The sequence below is a fragment of the Pseudomonas sp. CFII64 genome, from assembly GCF_000416235.1.
Lineage (GTDB): Bacteria > Pseudomonadota > Gammaproteobacteria > Pseudomonadales > Pseudomonadaceae > Aquipseudomonas.
This window is the reverse complement of the sequence record NZ_ATLO01000026.1, coordinates 13,405-32,991: the sequence shown is the minus strand read 5'-3', so window position 1 is coordinate 32,991 and position 19,587 is coordinate 13,405. Positions and strand designations below refer to the sequence as shown.

Annotated in this window: 18 protein-coding genes; 8 read left to right on the top strand and 10 right to left on the bottom strand. The window is 61.1% G+C overall.

Features of this window, described 5'->3' with window-relative positions; translation table 11 throughout:
* Positions 1–220 precede the first annotated feature (220 nt).
* Positions 221–769: a DJ-1 family glyoxalase III gene (locus CFII64_RS11730; RefSeq protein ID WP_044901311.1), complete on the bottom strand. Its 549-nt coding sequence runs from the start codon at positions 767–769 to the stop codon at positions 221–223.
* Between the two features lie 206 nt (positions 770–975).
* On the opposite strand from CFII64_RS11730, the gene CFII64_RS11725 reads away from it, so the two are divergent.
* The 4 genes from CFII64_RS11725 (at position 976) to CFII64_RS11710 (ending at position 5,467) form a co-directional block, all read left to right on the top strand.
* Positions 976–2,271 (top strand): NCS2 family permease, encoded by a 1,296-nt coding sequence (locus CFII64_RS11725; RefSeq protein WP_020290994.1) that lies wholly within the window; start codon positions 976–978, stop codon positions 2,269–2,271.
* A gap of 10 nt (positions 2,272–2,281) precedes the next feature.
* Positions 2,282–3,367: a tRNA (uridine(54)-C5)-methyltransferase TrmA gene (gene trmA / locus CFII64_RS11720; protein WP_020290993.1), complete on the top strand. Its 1,086-nt coding sequence runs from the start codon at positions 2,282–2,284 to the stop codon at positions 3,365–3,367.
* A gap of 224 nt (positions 3,368–3,591) precedes the next feature.
* The gene (locus CFII64_RS11715; protein ID WP_020290992.1) at positions 3,592–4,476 is read left to right on the top strand and encodes a neutral zinc metallopeptidase; all 885 of its coding nucleotides are present in this window, start codon (positions 3,592–3,594) and stop codon (positions 4,474–4,476) included.
* Between the two features lie 4 nt (positions 4,477–4,480).
* Complete coding sequence (locus CFII64_RS11710) at positions 4,481–5,467, top strand: hypothetical protein (protein ID WP_020290991.1); 987 nt, start codon at positions 4,481–4,483, stop codon at positions 5,465–5,467.
* A 192-nt stretch (positions 5,468–5,659) separates the two neighbouring features.
* On the opposite strand, the gene CFII64_RS11705 is transcribed toward CFII64_RS11710, so the two are convergent.
* From CFII64_RS11705 to CFII64_RS11695, 3 genes are all read right to left on the bottom strand, one after another.
* On the bottom strand, positions 5,660–6,250 hold the full coding sequence (locus CFII64_RS11705) for an HAD family hydrolase (RefSeq protein WP_020290990.1): 591 nt from the start codon (positions 6,248–6,250) through the stop codon (positions 5,660–5,662).
* On the bottom strand, positions 6,247–7,116 hold the full coding sequence (tesB, locus tag CFII64_RS11700; protein WP_020290989.1) for an acyl-CoA thioesterase II: 870 nt from the start codon (positions 7,114–7,116) through the stop codon (positions 6,247–6,249). The genes CFII64_RS11705 and tesB overlap by 4 nt, the downstream gene beginning before the upstream one ends.
* 83 nt (positions 7,117–7,199) lie before the next feature.
* The gene (locus CFII64_RS11695; RefSeq protein WP_020290988.1) at positions 7,200–7,769 is read right to left on the bottom strand and encodes a GNAT family N-acetyltransferase; all 570 of its coding nucleotides are present in this window, start codon (positions 7,767–7,769) and stop codon (positions 7,200–7,202) included.
* A gap of 131 nt (positions 7,770–7,900) precedes the next feature.
* Here CFII64_RS11695 and CFII64_RS11690 point away from each other — a divergent pair, with 131 nt between their 5' ends.
* Both CFII64_RS11690 and CFII64_RS11685 read left to right on the top strand, forming a co-directional pair.
* Positions 7,901–8,818, top strand: a complete 918-nt coding sequence (locus CFII64_RS11690; RefSeq protein WP_020290987.1) for a histone deacetylase — start codon at positions 7,901–7,903, stop codon at positions 8,816–8,818.
* A gap of 302 nt (positions 8,819–9,120) precedes the next feature.
* On the top strand, positions 9,121–10,356 hold the full coding sequence (locus tag CFII64_RS11685; protein WP_020290986.1) for a TIGR03862 family flavoprotein: 1,236 nt from the start codon (positions 9,121–9,123) through the stop codon (positions 10,354–10,356).
* Positions 10,357–10,456: 100 nt separating this feature from the next.
* On the opposite strand, the gene CFII64_RS11680 is transcribed toward CFII64_RS11685, so the two are convergent.
* From CFII64_RS11680 to CFII64_RS11660, 5 genes are all read right to left on the bottom strand, one after another.
* Positions 10,457–11,791 carry a DEAD/DEAH box helicase gene (locus CFII64_RS11680; RefSeq protein ID WP_020290985.1) on the bottom strand — a complete coding sequence of 445 codons (1,335 nt, stop codon included), beginning with the start codon at positions 11,789–11,791 and terminating at the stop codon, positions 10,457–10,459.
* A gap of 39 nt (positions 11,792–11,830) precedes the next feature.
* Entirely contained in the window at positions 11,831–12,745 is a 915-nt protein-coding gene (gene yedA / locus CFII64_RS11675) for a drug/metabolite exporter YedA (RefSeq protein ID WP_020290984.1), read from the bottom strand.
* 153 nt (positions 12,746–12,898) lie between these two features.
* Entirely contained in the window at positions 12,899–13,510 is a 612-nt protein-coding gene (locus CFII64_RS11670; protein ID WP_044901316.1) for a PolC-type DNA polymerase III, read from the bottom strand.
* A 38-nt stretch (positions 13,511–13,548) separates the two neighbouring features.
* Entirely contained in the window at positions 13,549–14,028 is a 480-nt protein-coding gene (locus tag CFII64_RS11665) for an NYN domain-containing protein (protein WP_020290982.1), read from the bottom strand.
* 165 nt (positions 14,029–14,193) lie between these two features.
* Positions 14,194–14,994 (bottom strand): DUF2076 domain-containing protein, encoded by an 801-nt coding sequence (locus CFII64_RS11660; protein ID WP_020290981.1) that lies wholly within the window; start codon positions 14,992–14,994, stop codon positions 14,194–14,196.
* Positions 14,995–15,192: 198 nt separating this feature from the next.
* Between CFII64_RS11660 and CFII64_RS11655 the strand changes: the two genes are divergently transcribed.
* Together CFII64_RS11655 and CFII64_RS11650 are read left to right on the top strand one after the other, a co-directional pair.
* Positions 15,193–15,855 (top strand): YciC family protein, encoded by a 663-nt coding sequence (locus CFII64_RS11655; protein ID WP_020290980.1) that lies wholly within the window; start codon positions 15,193–15,195, stop codon positions 15,853–15,855.
* Complete coding sequence (locus tag CFII64_RS11650) at positions 15,852–16,943, top strand: endonuclease/exonuclease/phosphatase family protein (protein ID WP_020290979.1); 1,092 nt, start codon at positions 15,852–15,854, stop codon at positions 16,941–16,943. Before CFII64_RS11655 ends, CFII64_RS11650 begins: the two co-directional genes overlap by 4 nt.
* On the opposite strand, the gene hrpB is transcribed toward CFII64_RS11650, so the two are convergent.
* Entirely contained in the window at positions 16,938–19,469 is a 2,532-nt protein-coding gene (gene hrpB, locus CFII64_RS11645) for an ATP-dependent helicase HrpB (RefSeq protein ID WP_020290978.1), read from the bottom strand. The two genes, CFII64_RS11650 and hrpB, sit on opposite strands and share 6 nt — an antisense overlap.
* Between the last annotated feature and the right edge of the window lie 118 nt (positions 19,470–19,587).

Here is a 19,587-nt window from a genome sequence, read left to right as displayed (position 1 = left end):
TTAAGGGCTACGACTTCGCGAGTGTGGCAACGTTCAGGGTTTGTTGACGGGCGTCGATAAGGGGGCGCAAGAGCGTATACAAACCGGTAGGAGGGGACTTGTCCCCGAAAGCAATTGGACGGGCAACGAGACAAGTCTGGAAAATTTCTACGCCTCGGAATTCGCCTTCGGGGACAAGTCCCCTCCTACCTGATTCAGGTCAAGTCCCCTCCTGGCAGCGTCAGGCGATGGCGTTTGAAACCGCCGCCCGCCGTGCCTTGCCGCACAGTTGCTCGACCAGCATCAAGGCAAACTCAAGTGCCGCGACTGAACCTTTGGCGGTGATGCAATTGCCGTCCACCACGACCGGCTGATCAACAAATGAACAGCCTGACAGCCGGTCACTGACCGCCTCACTGCAAGTCATGCGGCGTTGTTTGAGCACCCCGTAAGCTTGCAGCGCCAGCGCCGGGGCTTCGGCAATGGCGGCGTAGAACAGGCCCGCTGCGACCTGTTCGCGAACGCGTTGCGCCAGCGGCTGATGTTCAGCCAGGTGCTGCGCGCCGGGCAGGCCACCGGGCAGCACGATCAAATCGAAAGTCTGCGCCAACACATCCACCAGCATGGTATCGGCAGTCAAACGAGTGCCTCGCACGCAAGTCAGCATGCGCCGCGCCTCGATGCTGGCCACCACCACGTCGACATCGGCGCGCCGCAGCACGTCGATCAAGGTCACGCTTTGCAGATCGTCGATGCCATCCGCCACCACAATCAAGGCTCTTTTACTCACAGGCGACTCCTCGAAAAGGTTTCAGGCAAGCTTAGCCAGATTTTGTGAACAACCGCCGATGATCGGTGAGCAGTCATATGAACACGCTACTGGTATGATGCGCGGCTTTTTCGACCCACAGAAAATGTCCCGGCTGCCTGCGCAGTCTGTGCTTTGCTGTTTTAGTCGATTCATTTACGACGCAGGCGCGTCACGGGGAGCCAGACATGCTGGAACGGCTGTTTCAACTCAAGGCACACAACACCAACGTGCGCACCGAGATTCTCGCGGGCGTCACGACCTTTCTGGCCATGGCCTACATCCTGTTCGTCAACCCGAGCATCCTCGGCGCAACCGGCATGGACAAGGGCGCGCTGTTCGTCGCGACCTGTCTGGCCGCCGCCATCGGTTCGGCGACCATGGGCCTGATTGCCAACTACCCGATTGCCCTGGCGCCGGGCATGGGGCTCAACGCCTTCTTCACTTATACCGTCGTGCTGCACTTGGGCCATACCTGGCAAGTGGCGCTGGGCGCGGTGTTCATTTCGGCAGTGATGTTCTTCATCCTGTCGATCTTTCGCATTCGTGAATGGATCATCAACAGCATCCCGCTGCCGTTGCGCTCGGCAATTGCCGCCGGTATCGGCCTGTTTCTGGCGCTGATTGCGTTACAAAATGCCGGCATCGTGGCCAAGCACGAGGTGACCATGCTCAGTTTGGGCGACCTGGCAAAACCAGCGCCTGTCCTCGCCACCCTGGGTTTCTTCCTGATCATCGCACTGGAAATACTCAAGGTACGCGGCGCGGTGCTGATCGGCATCCTCGCCGTGACCATCGTCTCGATTCTGCTCGGCTTCACGCCATTTGGCGGGGTGATGTCGATGCCGCCTTCGCTGGCGCCGACCTTCCTGCAGCTGGACATCAGGGGTGCGCTGGATGTTGGCCTGATCAGCGTGATCTTCGCGTTCCTGTTCGTCGATCTGTTCGACAACTCGGGCACGCTGATCGGCGTCGCCAAACGCGCCGGTTTGATGGACAAGAACGGCCACATGCCGAAAATGGGCCGCGCCCTGATTGCTGACAGCACCGCCGCCATGGCCGGTTCGCTGCTGGGCACCTCGACCACCACCAGTTATATCGAATCCGCAGCTGGGGTCAGCGCTGGCGGCCGCACCGGGCTGACTGCGATTGTCGTGGCGATTCTGTTCCTGCTGGCGTTGTTCTTTGCCCCTCTGGCGGGCAGTGTTCCGGCCTACGCAACTGCTCCGGCGTTGCTGTTCGTAGCGGTTTTGATGGCGTCCGGGCTGGCGGAAATCGATTGGGACGATCTGTCCGTCGCCGCGCCCGTAGTGATCACTACATTGGCCATGCCTTTCACCTATTCCATTGCCAACGGCATCGCCTTTGGTTTCATTTCCTGGACAGCGATCAAACTGTTGTCGGGTCGCTGGCGCGAGCTGAATTCGGCGCTGGTGATCCTGTCGATTCTGTTCGTGATCAAGTTGGGTTGGTTCCCTGCATGAGTCTTTTTCAATGAGCGTTCCATTCGATCCCGCCAGCTACGACCGTCAGCTGGCCGAGAAAGCCGTGCGCCTGCGTGAGTTGCTGGCGCCGTTCGACGCACCCGAGCCGCAGGTGTTTGACTCGCCGCGCGAACATTACCGGCTGCGCGCCGAGTTTCGTCTATGGCGCGAAGACCAGAAGCGCCACTACGCGATGTTCGCCCCCGGCGACAACCGCACGCCGATCCTGCTGCAAGGCTTGCCCATCGCCAGCGAACGCATCAATGCGCTGATGCCGGTGTTGCGCGACCGCTGGGAAGCCAGCGGCGTACTGAGCCACAAACTGTTTCAGGTGGATTTCCTGACCACGCTGGCCGGCGATGCGCTGATCACGTTGTGTTATCACCGCCCGCTGGACGAAGAGTGGACCGCCGCCGCCGAAAAACTCGCCACCGAGCTGGACGTCAGCCTGATCGGTCGTTCCAAGGGCCAGCGTCTGGTGATCGGCCGCGATTACGTGACCGAAGAACTGGACGTCGCCGGACGCACCTTCAGCTATCGCCAGCCGGAAGGCGCGTTCACTCAGCCCAATGGCACGGTGAACCAGAAGATGCTCAACTGGGCTTACGATGCCTTGGGCACGCGGGATGACGATCTGCTGGAGTTGTATTGCGGCAACGGCAACTTCACCCTGCCGCTGGCGACGCGAGTGCGCAAAGTGCTGGCCACGGAAATCAGCAAGACTTCGGTGAATGCAGCCTTGGCCAACCTCGCGGACAACGCGGTGGATAACGTCACGTTGGTGCGTCTTTCAGCTGAAGAGTTGACCCAGGCCTTGAATGAGGTGCGACCGTTCCGTCGTCTGCACGGCGTGGATTTGAAGAGCTACGCGTTTGGCAGCGTCTTCGTCGATCCGCCCCGCGCCGGCATGGACCCGGACACCTGCGAGCTGACCCGGCGCTTCGAGCGCATCCTGTATATCTCCTGCAACCCGGAAACCCTGGCCGCCAACATCGCCCAACTGCACGACACCCATCGTGTCGAACGCTGCGCGCTGTTTGACCAGTTTCCGTATACCCATCACATGGAGTCGGGGGTTTTGCTGGTCAGGCGCTGATGGCTGAACAGTCAGCGGTGCTTGGTTAGCGGTGGTTGGATGGGCTAGGCAAGCCAGGTTGTACAACGCGGAATAATGGCGAACTAATACCTGCCAAAACACCTCTACTTATCCGTCGAAGATTCGTCGCTTAACGTCATCCATTTCGCCAGCCTGGATAATCAGACTGGCGCATACCCGACCTAGCAGCGAAACTCCATAAAGGATCAGTAGAGGATTGCCCCATGCTATGGAAAAAAGGTCGCCGCAGCGACAACGTGGTAGATGCGCGAGACAGCGGTAGCGGCGGCGGTGGGATGCGCCTGGGCGGCAAGGGATTGGGGATCGGTGGCATTGTGATCATCGTCGCCATTGGCCTGCTGACCGGTCAGGACCCGATGCAGATTCTCGGGCAGATCACCGGTCAGATGAGCGAGCAACCGGCAGCGGTCTCCCCGCAGACAAAGCAGGCGCCGCCCGCCAATGATCCGCAGGCCGAATTCGTCCGTTCGATTCTGGGCGATACCGAAGACACCTGGCGCGCCGTCTTCCAGCTTAACGGCCGCCAATACAAAGACCCGACCCTTGTACTGTTTCGCGGCCAGGTTCAATCCGCGTGCGGTTTTGCCACGTCGGCCAGCGGGCCGTTCTATTGCCCCGCGGATCAGCAGGTCTATCTGGACATGGATTTCTTCCGGGAAATGTCCCAGCGCTTCAAAGCCGCAGGAGATTTCGCACAGGCCTATGTGATTGCTCACGAAGTAGGCCATCATGTGCAGACGTTACTGGGTGTTTCAGATAAGGTTCAGGCAGCCCGTCAACGGGGCCAGAAAATGGAAGGCACCAATGGCTTGCTGGTACGCCAGGAACTTCAGGCCGACTGTCTGGCCGGGGTTTGGGCATTCAATGCGCAGAAGCGTTTGAACTGGCTCGAACCCGGCGATATTGAAGAAGCGCTGAATGCGGCCAACGCCATTGGTGACGACCGCTTACAGCAGCAAAGCCAGGGCCGCGTAGTACCCGATTCGTTCACGCACGGGACCTCCGCTCAACGGGTTCGCTGGTTCAAGACCGGCTTCGCCCAAGGCCAAATCAATCAGTGCGACACGTTCGCAGCAAAGAGCCTCTGATCACATGATGAAACCGCTTCTGGTCCTGTCGTTAAGCGCCCTTCTGAGTTTTGCAGCTCATGCCGAGGATCAGGCGGTCAAATCAATCAGTCCGGATCGACTGACCATCAATGGCGTACAGGCCACGCTCGGCTTGAGCCAGGAATGGATTCATCCCAAGCCGCAGATCGAGCGTGCAGTGATTGTGCTGCACGGCCGCTTGCGCAACGCGCAGACTTACCTGCGCAGCATCGAGCGTGCGGCCAATCAGTCAAAGCAACGCAGCAAGACGCTGTTGATCGCGCCACAATTCCTCAATGAGAAAGATGTCGTCGCGCACCACCTCGCGGACAATATCCTGCGCTGGCACGGCAACGACTGGATGGCGGGCGACACCGCCGTCGGGCCCAAGCCGGTCAGTTCGTTCATCGTCATCGACCATATTCTGCGCCGCCTCAGCGACAGCAAGCTGTACCCGAACCTGAAGGAAATCGTGATTGCCGGTCACTCCGGCGGCGCGCAGGTGGTGCAACGCTACGTGATGCTGGGCGGCAAGGAAGACGTGCTGCTGCGCAAAGAAGGCATCAAGCTGCGTTATGTGATTGCCAACCCGTCCAGCTATGCCTGGTTCGATGCTGAACGGCCAGTGCCGGTGACTGCGGCGCAGTGTCCGGGCTTTGATGACTGGAAGTACGGCTTGAAACACATGCCGACCTATGCCGGCAAAGTGAACCCGGCTGAAATCGAGCAGGGTTACGTCAAACGCGACGTCACCTACTTGCTGGGCGAACTCGACACCAACCCCAACCATCCCGCGCTGGACAAGACCTGCGGCGCCGAAGCCCAGGGCGCATTCCGCCTGGCGCGCGGCGAGAACTACTTCAACTATCTGAAGAAACGCCATCCGGAAGGCCTGAACCAACGTTTGATCATCGTGCCCAATGTCGGCCACAACGGCGACGGCATGTTCACCTCGCCGGAAGGCCAGGCGGTGTTGTTCAAGCCGCTTTGACTTCATCCGCCAAGGGGGCGGGCCTGCCGACGAAGATCCCCAGCGTTTGCACGGGCGTCTTCGGGGACAAGTCCCCTCCTACCGGTTTGCGTGGACTCGGTAGGACCGGACTTGTCCGGGAAGGCGGCAATCCTGCTGACGTAAATCTTCAGCGTTTGCCCCGGCCTCTTCGGGGACAAGTCCCCTCCTACTTCAGGCCAACAACCCACGCAACTCCACGCAATCCTGTGCGTGCCAATCGGCCAGTTCCGGCCATGGGTTTTCCGGCAGGTTGACCAGAATGGTCCGGGTTCCGGCCGCGCGGCCGCAATCCAGGTCGAAGCGATAATCACCGACCATGACCATTTGCGACGGCTCGACCTGCCAGGCGCGCGCCAGATGCAGCAGGCCGGCCGGATCGGGTTTGTGAGCCGCTTCGTCGCGACCAAGAACGTCTTCCAGCGCAAAACAATCCGCCAGCCCGATGGCTTCAAGGGTCACATGCGCCAGCTCCCGCGCGTTGCGGGTCAGAATGCCCAGGCGATAACCACGCCCGGCCAGATCACGCACCAGTTCCACCGCGCCCGGCGCCGCTTGCGAACCCAGGGCCAGTTCGCGCTCGTGCTCCAGCAACCAGGCATGCTTGGCCGCAGCCACCTCGGCGGGCAATGCCGCCAGATGGCCGAGAATGTCGTGATCCTGCGGGATATCCAGCGCACGCTTGATCGCCGGAAAATCATGCACGGCGATGGTCAGGGTGCCGTCCATGTCGAACACCCAGTGGTGAATACCGTTCAGATTCATGCCCAATCCTTGCGATGACGAATCAAGCCTTCCTGACTGACCGAAGCCACCAGCTGGCCGGCGCGGTTGTAGACGCTGCCTCGGGAAAAACCACGGAAATTGCCCGCCCACGGGCTGTCCATCGCATACAGCAGCCAGTCATCGGCGCGCAGGTCGCCGTGGAACCACAACGAATGGTCGAGACTGGCCACTTGCATATCCTTCTGCCAGACCGTTTTGCCGTGGGGCAGCAGCGACGTGGTCAGCAGATTGAAATCCGACGCGTAGGCCATCAGGTATTTATGCAGCGCCGGGATCTCGGGCAGCGTGCCGTCGGCGCGGAACCAGATGTACTTCACCGGTTCCGCAGGCTGCGGATTGTAAGGGTCGGACGCCGTCACCGGACGGAATTCGATGGGCTTGGGGCAGAGCATCTTGTCGCGCATCTGCTCGGGAATCAGGTGCGCGCGTTGCTGCAGCAACTCCAGCTCCGAAGGCAGGTTTTCCGGGCCGACCACATCGGGCATCGACGTCTGATGTTCAAAGCCCTTCTCGTCGTACTGGAAGGAAGCACTGCAGGTGAAGATCGGCTGGCCTTTCTGAATGGCCGTGACCCGACGCGTACTGAAACTGCCACCATCGCGCACCCGATCCACCTGATAGACCACCGGCAAACCAGCATCGCCGGGGCGCAGGAAATAGCCGTGCAGCGAATGCACGTGGCGCGCGTCCTCTACGGTCTGGCTGGCGGCCGACAGCGACTGGCCCAACACTTGCCCACCGAACAACTGACGAAAGCCAAGATCCTGGCTGCGGCCGCGAAACAGGTTTTCCTCAATCGGCTCCAGCGTCAGCAGCTCGACCAGATCATCCAATACTTGGCTCATGCATCATTCCTCACCCGAAACCTGGTCGCCCTTTGCGGCGCGACAAAGTTGAAATGATACAGAAATAAACCAGGCATTCCCGGTCAAGCTTGCAGGGTTTTCAGCCATTGTTGGCGATTGATTCGATACAGCACATGGGGCCTGAGGGGATGCCCTGTCGGAAGTTTCGGGTGCTCGAAGTTTTCCGTCGGATCGCTGAGCATGCCGATGGCCTGCATGACTTTCTGCGACGGCAGGTTGCTGACGGCGGTAAACGACACGATCTGCTCCAGCCCCAGGCGCTCGAACCCGCAGCCCAGAGCGGTCCAGGCCGCTTCACTGGCGTAACCGAAACCCCAATGCTCGCGAGCCAGGCGCCAGCCGATCTCCACCGCCGGGGTGAAATGCGCATCGAACCCCACCACGCAGAGGCCGGTAAAACCAATGAACTCACCGCTGTCCTTGCGCTCCAGCGCCCACATTCCGAAACCAAGCTCGGCAAAATGCCCACGCACGCGCCCGATCAACGCCGCGCTTTCCAGGCGAGTCAGCGGCGCAGGAAAGTAGCGCATCACCTGCGGATCGGCGCACAGGGCGGCAAATGCTGGCAAATCGTCATCTCGCCACTGGCGCATCAACAAGCGCGCGCTCTCGAGCTTGAGTATCGGCTCCATCGTTTACTCCTGGACAGGCTGTCTGAACGGTCGGTGGATAGTCGGCCTGTGTTGCGCTCGATCAACCGCAACGCTGGGCGGACACGAGCAATGCTGGCACTATCCGGCTTCGACCTCTCAACGGACGCAAAATGTCCCTGCCGCTCATCTATCACGAGGATTACAGCCCGGACTTCCCGGCTGACCATCGCTTCCCCATGGACAAGTTCCGTCTGCTGCGCGATCACTTGATCGACAGCGGCCTGACGACCGATGCGCAACTGTTGCGCCCGGAATTGTGCCCGAACGAGATTCTGGCCCTGGCCCATGATCCGTCCTACATTCGCCGCTATATGGAAGGTGATCTGTCCCGGGAAGACCAGCGCCGCCTCGGCCTGCCGTGGAGCGAAGCCCTCGCCCGGCGTACTGTGCGCGCGGTCGGCGGCTCGCTGCTGACTGCCGAAAAGGCCCTCGAACATGGCCTCGCCTGTCATCTGGCAGGCGGCACCCATCACGCACACTACGATTATCCCGCCGGATTTTGCATCTTTAATGACCTGGCGGTGATCAGCCAATACCTGCTGCAAAGCGGCCGCGTGAGCAAGGTGCTGATTTTCGATTGCGACGTGCATCAGGGCGACGGCACCGCGCGGATTCTCGCCGACACCGAAGACGCCATCACCGTCTCGCTGCATTGCGAAAAGAACTTCCCGGCCCGCAAGGCCCACAGCGACTGGGACATCCCGCTGGCCATGGGCACGGGTGATGAGGAATACCTGAACGTCGTCGATGATGCGCTCAACTACCTGCTGCCCTTCTATAAGCCGGATCTGGTGTTGTATGACGCGGGTGTCGATGTCCATCAGGACGACGCCCTCGGCTACCTGAAACTGACCGACGCCGGAGTGGCTGCACGAGACGAAGCGGTGTTGCGCCACTGCCTGCACCGGGATATTCCAGTCATGGGCGTGATCGGCGGCGGCTACAGCAAGGATCGCCAGGCACTGGCGCGACGACACGGGATTTTGCATCACAGCGCGCAGAAGGTCTGGGTTTCGGAGGGGTTGTAAGCAACATGACACAGGACTTTCGACACTGCATTCGGGGACAAGTCCCCTCCTACCGGATTGTGTATGGCTCGGCAGGACCGGACTTGTCCGGGAAAACGACGGGCCTACCGAGGAAGATCTCCAGCGCTTGCACTGGCGTCTTCGGGGACGAGTCCCCTCCTACCGGTTGTGCAGGGTCGGCAGGACCGGACTTGTCCGGGAAAGAGGCTGACGCAGATATGAGGCTGGACCAGGCTGTATGATGCCGGTCAATCCGACGCCATCGGGGACAAGTCCCCTCCTACCGAGATGCCAAATCCGCCATGACCAGCCCCGCCAGCAAATCCCAACCCTCAGTCGCCATTATCGGTGGCGGCCCTGCGGGGTTGATGGCCGCCGAGGTGTTGAGTCAGGCGGGAATCAAGGTCGATCTGTACGACGCCATGCCTTCGGTGGGCCGCAAGTTTCTGCTGGCCGGTGTCGGCGGCATGAACATCACTCATTCGGAACCTTACCCGGCGTTTTTGTCGCGCTACGCCGAACGTGCGCCGCAGATCGCGCCGATGCTGCGCAGCTTCGGTGCAGAGCAATTGTGCGAGTGGATTCACGGATTGGGCATCGAGACGTTTGTGGGCAGCACCGGCCGGGTTTTCCCCACCGACATGAAAGCCGCGCCCTTGCTGCGCGCCTGGCTCAAGCGTTTGCGCGAGGCCGGCGTGGCAGTTCACACCCGACATCGCTGGCTGGGCTGGGACGCGCAAGGTCATTTGCGTATCGCCAATGCTGACGGCGAAACCTCGATCAATCCGGATGCCGTGCTGCTGGCGCTGGGCGGCGCGAGTTGGGCGCGCCTGGGTTCCGACGGCGCGTGGCTGCCGTGGCTGGAACAACGCGGGGTAGACGTCGCGCCGCTGCAAGCCGCCAACTGCGGCTTCGAAACAGCCGACTGGAGCGAATTGCTGCGCAGCAAATTTGCTGGCGCGCCGCTGAAGAACATCGCCATGGGCCTGCCCGGTCAGGCCGCGCGCCTGGGCGAATGCGTGCTCACCGAAACCGGCGTCGAAGGCAGCCTGGTCTACGCGTTGTCGGCGCAGATTCGCGAGCTGATCAATCAGCGCGGGGCAGCAACGGTTTATCTCGACTTGCTGCCTGGCAAAACCGCATCGACCATTGAAAAGCTGCTCGCCAAGCCGCGTGGTTCGCGTTCGATGTCCAAGCACCTGCACAGTCAGTTGGGGATTGACGGGGTCAAGGCGGCGCTGCTTCGGGAGCTGGCCGCGAAAGAGGCATTCGATAATCCCGCCCAGTTGAGCAAGGCACTTATAGCCCTGCCGCTGAAGCTGCTCAAGCCGCGACCGTTGGACGAAGCGATCAGCACCGCAGGCGGCGTGACTTTCGAAGCCATGGACGAACGCCTGATGCTCAAGCCATTGCCCGGCGTGTTCTGCGCAGGCGAGATGCTCGACTGGGAAGCACCCACCGGCGGCTATCTGCTGACCGCCTGTTTCGCCAGCGGCCGTGCAGCGGGGTTGGGGATGGTGGAGTGGTTGCGCAGATAAATGACGTAAAACCCGTACAAACTGTGCGTAGGACCGGCTTTAGCCGGGAGCACGCCCTCCCGGCTAAAGCCGGTCCTACGGGATTACGCCGAGGCCTCGATCAAGGCTTCTTCTTGCGCGGTCCGGTATTGAATACGGGCACTTTACGCACCGGCTTGACCGCCACTGGATCAGGCGCTGTGTCGCCGCTGTCGACCCATTTGCCCAGGTTGCGTTTACCGCCGCCGGAGATCTTCGGTTTTTTCGCTTTCTTGGGTTTCTTCAGAATCTGCCCGGTGGAATCGGTTGTCGGCACCCGATGCTCAGGCGTGAAGTCCGGCTCTTCCTCGCGACGCAAGGTCTGCCGCGTCAGGGTTTCGATAGCCGACAACAGTTCGACTTCGTCCGCGCACACCAGGGAAATCGCTTCGCCGGTCAGGCCCGCACGGCCGGTGCGACCGATGCGGTGGATGTAATCCTCGGCCACGATCGGCAGGTCAAAGTTGACCACCGTTGGCAGATCATCGATATCCAGACCGCGCGCGGCAACGTCAGTCGCCACCAGAATCTGCACTTCGCTGGCCTTGAAGCGATCCAGCGCCCGCTGCCGGGTAGCTTGTGGCTTGTCGCCATGAATGCCGTCGGCGTTGAAGCCCAGACCTTGCAGACGCTCGACCAGTTGGTCGACGCCAACCCGAGTCTTGGCGAACACCAGCACTTGCGACCAATGCAGTTTTTTCAGCAGATGGATGAACAGTTCCGGCTTGCGCTTCTTGTCGACCGTCACCACCCATTGCTTGACCGAACTGGCGGCCACGTTGCGCGGGCTGACTTCAATGGTCAGTGGATCGTCGAGCATTTGCGCCGCCAACTGACGAATCGCGTCGGAAAACGTCGCCGAGAACAGCAAGGTCTGGCGGCGTTTAGGCAGCGCGGCATAAATACTGCGCAGCTCTTCCGAGAAGCCCAGGTCCAGCATGCGGTCGGCTTCATCGAGGATCAGGGTTTGCAGTTGCGAGAACTTCAATGCGTTCTGGCGATGCAGATCCAGCAGACGACCCGGCGTTGCGACGAGGACATCCACGCCTTTGCGCAGCTTCATCATCTGCGGGTTGATGCTCACGCCGCCATAGACCGCGTAAGTGCTTAGCGGCAGGTGTTCAGCGTATTGACGAATGCTCTCGTGGACCTGTTCGGCCAGCTCGCGGGTCGGCACCAGGACCAGGGCACGGATCGAGTTGGCGGCCACTTTCGGGCCTTCCAGGGTCAATCGTTGCAGCAGCGGCAAGGCAAAACCGGCGGTCTTGCCGGTGCCGGTCTGGGCAGCGGCCATCAAGTCACGCCCGGCCAGAACCGGCGGGATCGCCTGGGTCTGCACAGGCGTCGGCGTCTGGTAACCGAGCGTTTCAAGGGCGCGCAGCAGGGGTTCGATCAGGCCAAGAGTGGCAAATGTCATCGGTAATACCATAGGGAAATTCAACGCAAGACGCGGAGTTTACCCTGTCCTCACCGATCCGGCCTGTTCCGGCTGCGGCTTTCGCCATTGCGGCAGGCCGATCAGCACCACGGCGCTGATAATCACCGCCATCGCCAGGCATTCTTCCGGACCGATGGTTTCGCCCGCGAACAGGATACCCAGCAACACCGCCACCGCCGGATTGACGTAGGCATAACTGGTGGCGGCGGCGGGCCGGACATTTTTCAGCAGGTACATGTAGGCACTGAACGCCACGATGGAGCCGAACACAATCAGGTACGCCAGGGCGCCCCAACCCGCTGCGCTGGGCATATGGTCCAGATGCTCGCCACTGATGGCACTGGCGATCAGCAGCATGACGCCAGCGGTAATCATTTCCGCGCCACTGGCCATCGGGCCTTCGGGCAATGGCAGATGTTTGCTCCACACCGAGCCGAAGGCCCAGGCCGCTGCGGCGAAAATCACCAGTGCAGCGCCATAAGGACTGGCTTGCAGGTTCGAACCCAGGTTCAGCAGGCCGATGCCGATCAGCCCCAGAATGATCCCCGCCCACTCCAGGCGCGTGGTGCGATTGCCCCAGAACAGGCCGAACAACAGGGTAAACAGTGGCATGGTGGCAATCGCCAGCGCGGCAATACCCGAGGCGATGCCCGCATGCTCCGCCAACGTCACCCCGCCGTTGCCACACGCCAACAACAGGAAGCCGATTGCAGCCGACGCCTTCCATTGCGCAAAAGTTGGAGCCGGCGCGCCGCGATAGCGCAGGAAGGCATACATCAGGCAGCCGGCGATCAGGAAGCGAATCCCGGCCATCATCAGCGGTGGCCAGGATTCGACGCCAATGCGGATCACCAGATAGGTTGACCCCCACACCAGATACAAAGCCGCAAAGGCACCAATCAGTAGCAACGGAAAACGACGAGAACTCGGCATGTCAGACTCGAAAGTTAATTGTTATTAGCCAGCTCTTTAGAAAGGCTGATCTTGGAAGCAGGCGTTAAACCTGTTTTAAACAAGCTGTCCACTGTGCAAAACCCGTTTCTTGCTGGCCAATTTCAACCTGAATTCGGCAATTCACTCAGCGACTCAGAATCCGCGCTGACGTTTGAGCGCTTCGCTGATCTTGGCGGCGGGGACTTTCTGCAAGGTGCAGAGCAACTGATGAGAAATCCCGGCGATGCCATGGGTGTGGCGCAGCTCGTTGGTCAGGTGCGCGGTGAGGTTGGCGGCCATTTCCGCATCGGCCATGGCCCGGTGAGCCTTGCCGGTGTTGGGCAACCGCGCGTAGCTGGTCAGTGTGCCAAGCTTGTGGTTCGGCGCGCCGGGCATCAGGCGGCGGGCCAGCAGCATCGAGCAGGCGAAGCTTTGTTCGCGGTTACGCTGGATGCGCGACAGCTCGTAATCCCAGAACTTCTGGTCGAATGAAGCGTTATGCGCCACCAATGGCGTCATGCCGACAAAATCCGCCACATCGTTCATGACTCTTTCGGCGCTGGGCGCTGTACGAATCATGCTGTTGCTGATGCCGGTCAGCGACTCGATGAACGAAGGAATGCGCACACCCGCGTTCATCAGGCTCTGATAACGCTCGACGATACGCCCCTGTTCCATGATCACCACGGCGATTTCCGTCGCCCGACAGCCGTGGCCGGGGGAAATGCCAGTGGTTTCAAAGTCGATGACTGCGATGCGTTCCAACACTTGCCTGAATCCTTTGAAAAGTGAATCTGTTTGCGTCAGTTGCGCAGCAGCAGCGAACCTTCGATCGGCACATAGCGCGTGGCGGCGCGGATCAACGAGTTGGCGGTCAAACCGGGTACGCCGTAAGCGACCGCCTCGACGCCATGCTTGTTGATGATGTGTTCGAGCAGCAAATCGAAATCGCCATCACCCGACGCCAGCACCACTTCGTCCACTTGCGAGGCGATGTCCATGATATCGATGGTGATGCCCACATCCCAGTCGCCCTTGGCCGAGCCGTCGCTGCGCTGGATGTACGGCTTGAGTTTTACGATGAAACCCAGGTTGCGCAGGATCTGCTGAAATTGCTGCTGTTTGCTGTCGCCACGGTCGATGGCATAGGCGTAAGCCTGCACGATTTCGCCGCGCTGGCTGATATCAGCCCACAACGCCGCGTAACTGAAATGGCAGCCATGTGCCTGACGAACGGTGTAATAGAGGTTCTGTACATCGGCGAACACTGCGATCTTCTTCACCGGAAATCCTCATGACGCCGATCCAGAAGTGGATCGGCGCCCAGTATGCCAGTTTCGCGTCAGCCGTAGGACCGGCTTTAGCCGGGAGGGCGTCGATGTTGCCGAGCACTATCTTCAGCGCCTGCACTGGCGCCTTCGGGGACAAGTCCCCTCACAGCTCTTCAATCAGACAAACGAATCATCATCGCCAAACATGTCATCGCCACCGCCATCGTCGTAGCCGCTGTCGGCGTAGCTGTCCTGGTTGCCGTTGACGTCGTTGTCGCTGGTGCGCTGTTGATCGTTGCCCCAACTGTTGCCGTTGTCGCTGTTGCCATGATCGGCGACTTGTTCCGGCTCTTCCTTGATCACTTCGACCACTTCCTGCGGCTGCTCGTGATGACCGAACATGCTGCTGATGCCTTGGGCCAGCATCACGCCGCCCGCCACGCCGGCTGCTGTTTTCAAGGCGCCGCCCAGAAAGCCGCTGCCCATCGGTGCTGCCGGAGCCTGCTGTTGCGGCGCGGCATAGTTACCTTGCTGGAAATTGCCTTGTTGCGGATTACCTTGCTGGAAGTTGCCAGGCGGCGGGCTGGCCGGACCATCGCGCCAGCCGCCCGAAGACGACGGGTTGCTCGGCCGCGCCTGCTGCTGCGGCTGCTGGGAGTTGCCACCACCAAAGATGCTCGACAAAAAGCCACCTCCGCTGGGGGCCGGTGCCGCTGAAGATTGCGCCTTGGCCTGCTGCAACTCGGCCTGAAGCTGCTGAATCTGCTCGTCGCGCTGCTTGACCTGCAGGTTCAACTGATTGACTGCCGCTTCCTGCACCAGAATGGCCTGCGCCATGTAATAAGGGGCCGCGGGCTGCTGGGTGAGATGCTCCTTGATCCTGGCTTCGGCCTGCGCATCGCGTGGGGCTGAAGCGGTTTCGGCACTTTTCAGTTTCGAGAAAAGACCATCGATCAGGGTTTGCTCTTCGCTGTTCATGGCGACCTCGTTAGATTGCCGTTAAATATCGTCGCCTGACCCAATGATCAGACGTACGCAAGGTAATGGGGCTGATCCATAGCGTTTCAATGGCTGTACGCAAATGTTAAGAATGCCGCGAGCGCTCTGGCCCGCCCTTGGTTCGCTGGGGTGCATGGGCTAAAGTGACCACCTGCTTTTACTCTGCGACCCGATTCCATGAACCCGCTGATCGTTCTGCAAGACTCGTTGTATTTTTTCCGGCGCAACCTGACGAGCATTCTGCTGCTCTGTCTGCCGCTGGTGGTACTCGAAGCCTTGGCCAAACAGGCGCTGGGCAACGCGCTGGCGGCAGAGGCGTCCCCCGCTTATGAACTGCTGGTCGGCCTGTTGTTTTATCCGCTGTATACCGGCGCGCTGATTCTGTTTCTGGACGCCCGCAGCCGGGGCGAAGAACCCCACAAACGCGACCTGTTCGCCATGGCCCTGCGCCTGTGGCCGACCTTTGCCGTGCTGTCGGCGTTGAGCACGCTGCTGATCATGTTCGGCCTGTCGATGTTCATCATTCCCGGCGTGTACATCATGGTCAAACTGGCATTTTCCGAGTATCTGCTGGTGCTGCGCGGCCTGACACCGCTGGCCGCGATGCGCGAAAGCCTGCTGCTGACCAAGGGCCAGTTCGTGCGCATCCTGGCCTGTGTGCTGTGTGTTTATCTGCCGTTGTCGGTGCTCGAAGGCATCGGCCTGTTCCTGCTGCCGGAACCTCAAAGCGCGCCGGTCACGCTGGCGATCGACAGCATCAGCAGCTTCCTGCAACTGTTTACCAGCGTGGTGATGTTTCGCCTGTTCATGTTGGTCAGCGAACCAGGACAACCGGCGTGAAAGCCCGCCTTCTCGTCATTGTCGTGCTGTTGACCGGCCTGTTTATCGGCTTTGTCTACAGCGTGACCTGGCGCCCCGCCGCCCACGAGCACTTGCCCGTGACCTGCAACCCGAAGCTTCAAGCGCCTTCGCTGGTGCCGGGACAAGCCTTGAAGGTCATGACCTGGAACATCCAGTACCTGGCGGGCAAACGCTATGTGTTCTGGTATGACCTGGACGATGGCAGCGGCGCGGATGAACGGCCTACGCCCGAGGATCTGGCCTATAACCTCGATGAAGTCGCGCGGGTCATTCGTGACGAACAGCCGGACATCGTCCTGCTTCAGGAAGTCAGCGACGGCGCCAAGAACACCGACTACGCCGATCAGCTCGCGCTGCTTCAGGAACGGGTCACCGATTTGTACCCATGCAGCAGCCAGGCGTTTGACTGGAAAGCTGACTTTGTCCCGCTGCCGCACATCTTCGGCAGCGTCGGCACCAAGCTGGCGACCCTGAGCCGCTATCACATCGAACGCGCCGAGCGCATCCAGTTACCGATTCAGGACAGCAACCTGCTGGCGCGCCAGTTTCAACCCAAACGCGCCTTGTTGGTCAGCTATTTGTCGTTGCGTGACGGTGGTCAGATGGCGGTGATCAACACTCATCTGGATCGCTTGGCCCAGGGCACCGACACGCAACAGCGTCAGGTGCAGGCCACCAGTCAGTTGCTGGACAAATTCGAAAGCAGCGGCACGCCGTGGCTCATCGGTGGGGATTTCAACCTGTTGCCCCTCGGCCAATACCGCCGGCTGCCGCCGGAACAGCGCAGCCGCTACCAGGCGGACAGTGCGCTGCATGTGCTGTGGGACAAATACCCGATGATCCCTGACAACACCGAAGTCGGCGGCATCGATCGCAGCAAATGGCTGACCCATTTCCCCAACGACCCAAGCATCAGCGGCCCGGATCGGACCGTGGATTATCTGTTCTACAGCCCGCACCTCAAACGCGTGGATGCCCGGGTCCGTCGGGAAGACACGCTGTTGATCTCCGATCACTTGCCGGTGATCGGGCGGTTTTTGTTGCCCGCAGCGCCGAACCGCCTATGACTTCCTCGGTTTGATCCGCGCCGTGGGTTCGGCAATCAATGGATCATCGGGCCAGTAATGTTTCGGGTAGCGGCCTTTGAGGTCTTTCTTCACTTCGGCATAGGTGCTGCGCCAGAAGTTGGCCAGGTCCTGGGTGACCTGCACCGGGCGGCGCGCGGGTGACAGCAGGTGCAGCTTGACGATCTGCCGACCATTGGCGATGCGTGGGGTGTCGGCCAGACCGAACAGCTCTTGCAGGCGCACCGCGAGAATCGGCGGATGTTCGCTGTAATCCAGGCGCACCGACGACCCGGACGGCACACTCAGATGATGCGGCGCCAGCTCATCAAGACGCTGGGGTAGCGGCCAGGGCAGCAGGTTATGCAGGATCGACGACAAGTCCAGATTGCTGAAATGACTGAGCCGCTGCACTTTGCCCAAGTACGGCAGCAACCAGTTTTCGAGCTGTTCCAGCAAGCCTGCGTTGCTCACATCCGGCCATTCGCTGGAGTCCTTACCCTGCAAATCCAGTTGCCGCAGCAGCCCGACCCGCGCCTGCCATTGGCGCAGTTCCGGCGTCCATGGCAGCAGTTCCAGCCCTCTGCGCCGCACCAGCACCAGCAATGCCTGACCTTTGGCGGACTCATCCAGACCGGTCAGTGGCTCGCGACTGAGGATCAGCTCGCCGACCTTGCGCTGACGCTCGGCGCGGAACACGCCTTCGCGTTCGTCCCAATCCAGTTGATCGAGCACCACAACCTGCTCGGCCAAGACCGAATCAAACAATGCCGGATCGAACTCGGCGGCAAGGTAGATGCGCTCTTCACGCTGGCCCTGGCGACTGCCCAGATCGGCGACCACCAGCCAAGGCTGTTTCATCAAGGCGTCGGCTTCGGCGAACAACGCGGCCCGGCCATTGGCCAGTCGATATTCGGCACCGCCAGCCCGACGCTGCTGCGCCACCCGATCCGGATAAGCCAAAGCCAGCAATGCGCCCAGCCAGCGCGAATGTTCGGGATCACTGACCGGTTCAGTCGCGGCGCCGCGCAAATAGCCGCGATATTGCCGGGCCAGTTGTTTGGCGCGCTGCGCGCCGCCTTGCGATCCACGCGGGCGCTCGCTGCCGGAAAGCAGATGCAGGCGGCTGTGCAGATCCGCGCCCGCGCCGCGCAGAATGTCGCGCTCGCCCAATAACGCCGCCACGTCGCAGGCCAGCGCGCCCAGGCCCAACGCCTGACCGCGCAGCAATAGATGGCCGATTCGCGGATGGGCAGGCAGTTCCGCCATGGCTTGCCCGTGAGGCGTGAGTTTGCGCTCCTCGCCGGGCTTGACGGTCAGCGCCCCGAGGCGACCGAGCAAATCCTGCGCCTGGCCAAAGGCCGCCGCTGGAGGAACATCGAGCCAGACCAGTTGCGGCGGCGTTACACCCCAGCGGGCCAGTTGCAGCGCCAGTCCGGCAAGATCCGCCTGGAGGATTTCCGCCGTGCCGTAGGCCGCAAGTTGCTCATGCTGAGCTTCGGACCACAGCCGATAACACACGCCCGGCTCCAGACGCCCCGCACGACCGGCGCGCTGCGTGGCGCTGGCGCGGGAGATCCGCTGAGTGTCCAGACGCGTCATGCCGCTACCGGGATCGAAACGCGGCACCCGCGCCAATCCGGCATCGATCACCACCCGCACGCCATCAATAGTCAAGCTGGTTTCGGCGATGTTGGTCGCCAGCACTACCTTGCGAATGCCTTTGGGCGCGGGTTCGATGGCGGCGCGTTGGGCGCTCAGATCCAGCTCGCCATGCAGGGGGCAGAGCAGAATATCGGGCCGCGTGCCCAATGCTTCGGCCAGTTGCTGATTGACCCGACGAATCTCCGCCTGCCCCGGCAGGAACACCAGCAGACTGCCGGTTTCATCGTTGAGGGCATCCAGTACGGTCTGCACCACTCGGGGCTCGACGAATTCCCCCGGCTGAAATGGCCGACTCCAGCGCATCTGCACCGGGAACATGCGCCCGTCGCTGCGCACCACCGGGGCATCGTCGAGCAGACTGGACAGGCGCTCGCCCTCCAGCGTTGCCGACATCAGCAGGATCTTCAGCGGCTGATCGTCGCGAAACAATTCACGGCCGTTAAGGCTGAGGGCCAGGGCCAGATCGGCGTCGAGGCTGCGTTCGTGGAACTCATCGAAGATCAACAGGCCAACGCCTTCCAGGGCCGGATCGTCCTGCAAGCGCCGGGTCAGAATGCCTTCGGTGACCACTTCGATACGCGTATTGGGGCCGACCCGGCTTTCCAGGCGGATGCGATAGCCAACGGTTTCGCCGACCTTTTCGCCCAGTTCACTGGCCAGCCGTTCAGCCGCCGCCCGCGCCGCCAGCCGCCTGGGTTCGAGCATGAGAATGGTTTGCCCGGCGAGCCAGGTTTCTTCCAGCAGCGCCAAAGGCACCCGCGTGGTTTTACCGGCACCCGGCGGCGCTTCAAGCACCGCTTCATGGCGGGCGGCCAACGCCTGGCGCAAATCAGGTAAAACGGCATCGATGGGTAAGGAAATCATGGCTGCTCCAGAACAGGCGGCTGATTATACGTTCATTCGCAACAGCAAATTCCCGTTGGAGCCGGGCTTGCCCGCGAATCAGGTACCTCGATAGTCGAGATACACCGCGTTATCGTTC